Consider the following 5,520-nt stretch of genomic DNA (forward strand, 5'->3'; position numbering starts at 1 on the left):
TCCAAATATTTCCCCAAAAATTATATACTTCCTTAACACAATTATACAATTTTCAACAGGATTTTTAAATAAAAATATTTATTAATTGAAAATTATAATCATAAAACACAATAAAAAACACCTTTAGAATTTATTCAATTCTAAAGGTGTACTAACTTAAATACTAGTTATTTACTTAATTCAACTATTACTTCTTATTATCAAGTACTAATACACTTGATGAGAAGTTAGCTATATTCTCATTAGCCTTCCATACTGCCTGTTGAACGCATACTCTTGACGTTACACTTTCTTTAATCTTAAAAATAAGTTTACCCTTTAGCTGTTCTCCACTTGTCATTCCAATACCTATTGGTTTACCATTGCTATCAGCCTTTAATCCATAGAAAACTTGTTTAGTAATAATAGGATTAGCAAGGGCATATATTTCCCCTTTTTCTCCACGCCATTCAGCATTTCCTGTTGATCCTTCTCCCTTAAGACTAACAGTCTGACCATTTTCAAATTGAATTGAAACATCATCGAAAACTTCACTAAATGGTACCTTTGATGATATACCATTTGCATCATCTATCTCTACAGCCATAGAAAGATATACCCCATCTGAGTAATACTTTCTACCATCTATAGTTTGAGAAAATTTAGATTCTGTTCCAGTTCCCTTAGGTGAAAACCAAATGAATTCATGCTCATAATTCTCACCAACCTTACCTAGGTTATTTGTAGGTCTAAAATCAGATTCTGGATGTTGATACTCATCCTTCATACCCATAGTAACTGTCTGTCCCTTATTGTTACTTAAGTCCTTAAAGCAAGATAAATCAAATACATAGTCCTTCTTCGCTGTTATATCAATTTCTTTACCTTCTTTAACAGTTAAGAACATAAGTGTTGAGTTTACCATACCAACCTCAACTACGCCTTCTCCAAACGTCTTATCCATATTTGCCTGTATATCAGCTACATTACCTTGAACATATTCATTAAACAGAATCTTAATTGTGTCATTAGCAACTAGCTTATTATCCGTATAATCTTTACTATCAATACTATACCATTGTATTATTGGTCCAGTTGTATCATTACCCTTCACTTCACCTGTCCCATCTGATTTATACCACTCAGCTAATAATTCTTCTTTGAATACTCCGAATGGTGACTTAGCCTCTAATAAAACATTTTTAGCAAACTCACTATCCTCAAACTCTTTTTTTGTTTTAACTCTTCCACTAAAAATATGTTTAATAGTATTATTCATATTTCTAATATTTACACAAGCTCTATAGTCATAATAGTAGTTATTTCCATCCTGAACTGATACTTTGGAATTCTCTATTAATCCGTTGTATCCAACATGCACTTTATTATCTAACTCTAATACTCCACCTGCTTCAACAAAAACACCTGAACCATTTTGGAAGTTTTTAAATGACTTAAATTTAGCCACTCCACCTTCACTAGACTCTCTTGAGTTAAGAATCATATTTATATCAAAAGGAATACTTTCATTAACAGTAGCTATACCACTTACATATAGAACTGGAACCTTATCCCCGTTTAAAGTCCATCCTCCAACAGGATTATTATTACTTGTGTTTGATGCAATACTAACTAATGCTTCTGCACCACCAATATAAGTCTTATTACCTATTACTATTGTTGAACCTTCATATATATCTATCTTGTTATTACCTAAAAGCATATCTTCCATTGAGGAGAATACCAGCTTAGAATTATTTTTAATATTAATCTTTCCGCCATCTTCAACAACTAACTTTGAAGAATTTACAGCCCTTCTTACTCCACCTGTAGTAACAGTTCCCTCATTGTTAAAAGTAGCTCCTGCCTTTATTGTTATCTCTCCACTATTATAAATTATTCCCGTGTTAACTACTTCACCAGTCGTTACAAGAGTAGATCCCGCTGACACCCCTACTTCACCTGTAACATTAATATTATTTACAGCAACATCACCATTAACATTAAGCTTTGCACCAGCATCTACAACAATACTTTTATTTAAGGTAATATCCTTACTAATAGTTACCTCTCCACCAGTAATCTTAAGACTATCAGCCGTTTGTACTACCCTATTCTTCATATCCACTGGAAGAATCTCTTTTAAATCATTAGCTGAATTAATTATTCTTGAAAGTGTTACTAGCTTATTGTATGGAGAAATTCCATTAACAGTTAAAGTACCAGTTACCCTTACACAACCCGGCTTATAAATTACATAATTATACGTACCAGCTGGTAAATATGATATTTGAGTAGTTGAAACTATTCCATTTTGATTTGAAATACTAACAAACCCATCCTCTAAAGGATCACTTCCCTCTGTACTTTGGAATGAAACCTTACTTTTTGATACAACATTACCATTGTTATTTGATGTTGGAGGCTCTGGCTTAACCTCAGGCTTAACAGGTATACCGCTAATAACCCCATTAATTTTATTTAGAATATCGTTCTTAGATGAATGGCTTTGAAGCTTGTCTGCTAAAACCTTTGCCTCTTCAAGCTTCTTCTTAGCATCTTCCTTATTAGTTGCCATAAGCTTCTCAGCCTCTACAACTAAGTCTTCAACCTTTTTAAAACTTTCTTTGTACTTAGTTTCAATAACTCCAATAAGCTTAGTACTTTCACTAGCTCTTTGAAGAAGTTCATTGTATTGCTTACCGAATTCACCCATATCTATTTTTTTCATATCTTCCTTAGCAATACCTATGTAATTTTGCCACTGCTCTACATTCTTCATAACATTAGCGTTAATCTTCATAGACTGCTCAACCTTATTAATACCTGCTGCAGCCTTAACTAAAGCCTCTGCCCTATTCACCTTCGTAACAAATTCATTCTTGATCTTTCCATTTGGAAGCCTACTAATCAGCTTCTTAGCATCCTTAATATAAGCTTGCCATTGACCTACATTCTTTAACCCTAGGTAATTCTTCTTAAGAGAAGCTCCTAGTTGATTAACCTTTCTTGTAACTTCACTTTCTAATTTTTTACTTGAAGCCTCTGCTACATTTATCTCCTCTATAGAACTAACTAAGCTTGTTCCTGAAGATAAAGCCATAACCCCTACAAGAGAAGCCCCTACTAACTTTTTGCTTTTCATTTTTGTCCCTCCAAAAATTGTAATAATGAGTCTAAACACCTCTATTATAACTTACATTTTTAGAAAATTATGTAACTATGCAAAACGTTTTCAAAATATTAACATTTCAATTGTTATATATTTTTTTATATAACATAGTTAACTAAATAATTATATTTAGACGCAAGATAGACCTAGGGGAAACCCTCTAGGTCTATCTTGCATACCTAAAAAATAAAATTTACTATTTTAGTTACCTATTAATTAATAAAAATATTGGTAAATTATAAAAACAAAAACGGTGCATCAGATTATATCTGAAACACCGTTTTTTCCGTTACAATATATTAAATAGCTTAGCTATTAATTAATCTATATAATTTAATTACTTAACTGTAATGCTTGAAATAGCTTCTAGCTTATTGTCATTAAGGTCAGTAATATCCATTGTTCCTGCTGACTTAAGAGTTACACCCTTAGCAAGTGTAGCTGCATCAATTCCAGCCTGAAGAGTAATTGTAGCCTTAGTCTTATTATCTGCATCAACAGTAATAGCTAATGCATTCTCAGTAGTAACCTTTACTCCAGCTACATATAGTTCAAAGTCAACAGCACTAGCTGCATCCTTAACACCTTCTGAGAATGTTAAAGTTATAGTTTGAGCTCCTGATAAAACAGCTGAAACTAGTTCTGGTCTAACATTTTCCTTAAGAGTTATAACTTCCTTATGAGCCTTCTCCATTCCAACACCTGATTGAGTCTTAACTCCATCAACTGTAATGTATCTTGCTCCTGAGAAAGTATTTGAGTTCTTCTTAATTGTTAAAGTTACAGTCTTAAGATCTGCTGCTAATTCAGCCTTCTCAACAACCGCTCCTTCAACTGAGTAATTTGAAGCTGTAGTAGCTGACTTTCCATCAACTTCCTTACCAAACTTTACTGTAATTGTATCGTTTGATGCTGAAGCTATACTTGCAACAGTTTGAGCATCTATTGATGAAGCAATTCCATCTTTACCTCTTGTAAACTCAAATGCACCCTTAGCTGCAATATTCTTATTTCCTGAAACGTCAGCAAATATATCTTCAACTAAATCTACATTATATGTAGTTCCTTCTACTAGAGCTGCAGCTTTAAAGTTAACACTTTCAAGCTTAACTCTGAAAGTAGTCTTTGACTCTCCAACAGGATCAAGATCTGCAACCGCAAATGTTATATTTCCTGGAGTAGTTACATAATCTTTGCTTGCCTTAGCTGCAAGTGTAATGTCTCCTGTAGTTGGAACTACAGTTACGTCTTCGCTCATTTCTATTTCAAGGTACTCAGCATTATCTAGTGCACCCTTAACAATCTTTGATGACTTAACTGTTGGTGCTACTGTGTCAGCAACAACATCTAGTCTTGCTTCAAATGCCTTAGTCATAGCCTCACCTGAAAGGTCAGTTATAGTAACATTTGATCCACTTACTGAAGCTGTATGAGCGATAGTTACAAACTTTAATCCTGACATCTTTTCAACTTCTACTGTATACTTAGCCTTGTTAGTCTTATCTTGAACTACCTCAGCACCTGACGCTACAACAACACCTGAAATATGCTCTTTAGCAAATCCAGTTACTTCTTCTGCAAATTCAATTTCAAGTTTAACTGGGCTTATAGCCTTAACTGACTTAACTGTTGGAGCTACTCCATCCTTGTCACCCTTAGTTACGTTAACTGATAGTGGGTTAACTGCTGTTAGGTTATCAGCAAAATCTTTTGCTCCAACCATAGTTACTACGATTTCCTTATTTATAAGCTTAGCACCATTAACTGATACTTCAAGCTTATTTCCAACAAGTGTTGATACTATTTCATATCCTGATGCTCCTGAATCAATAGCTGTTCCGTCAGCAAGCTTGTATGATACAGTTCCTTCACTCTTCATTGGCTCTGAGAATACTATGTTAGTCTTTGATGAGTTAACTTTTTCAGTCTTAACAACCTTAGGTGCAACCTTATCTTCAGCCTTAATAGTAGCTTCAAACTTCTCAACTGCATCTCCAGCTAAGTCTGTTACAGCACCCTTAGCAATAACTACATCATATCTTCCCTTAAATACTTCTGTTGACTTAGCTGTAATAGTAAGTTCTGTTCCAGCTTCGTTAAGTTCAGCAGCTACAGTATCATCAAGTGTTACTGTTGCTGGAGTTGCTTCAAGTGAAGTCATTGATATTACACTGTTCTTAAGTGTTGTTGTAGGTAGCTTAGGATCAGCTAGAACTGTCTTAGCATCTACTGGCTTAGTGAACTTAACAACTAGTTGCTTAGCATTAATAGCTTCTACTGATGAAACTGATAGCTTAGCGCCTAGTTCTGATACAAGAGCTTCACACTTAGCTACTAGAGCTGCACTTGTTGAGTGAGTTCCTAGTTTC

At 34.1% G+C, this 5,520-nt stretch carries 2 protein-coding genes; both read right to left on the minus strand.

Features of this window, described 5'->3' with window-relative positions; translation table 11 throughout:
* Window positions 1-187: 187 nt before the first annotated feature.
* Entirely contained in the window at window positions 188-3,124 is a 2,937-nt protein-coding gene (locus tag RR539_RS10155; RefSeq protein WP_332500394.1) for a hypothetical protein, read from the minus strand.
* Between the two features lie 364 nt (window positions 3,125-3,488).
* Window positions 3,489-5,520 (minus strand): hypothetical protein (locus RR539_RS10160; RefSeq protein WP_332500395.1); only part of this gene is annotated, 2,032 nt, incomplete at its 5' end.

This window comes from Clostridium sp., from assembly GCF_036639235.1.
GTDB lineage: Bacteria > Bacillota > Clostridia > Clostridiales > Caloramatoraceae > Clostridium_AB.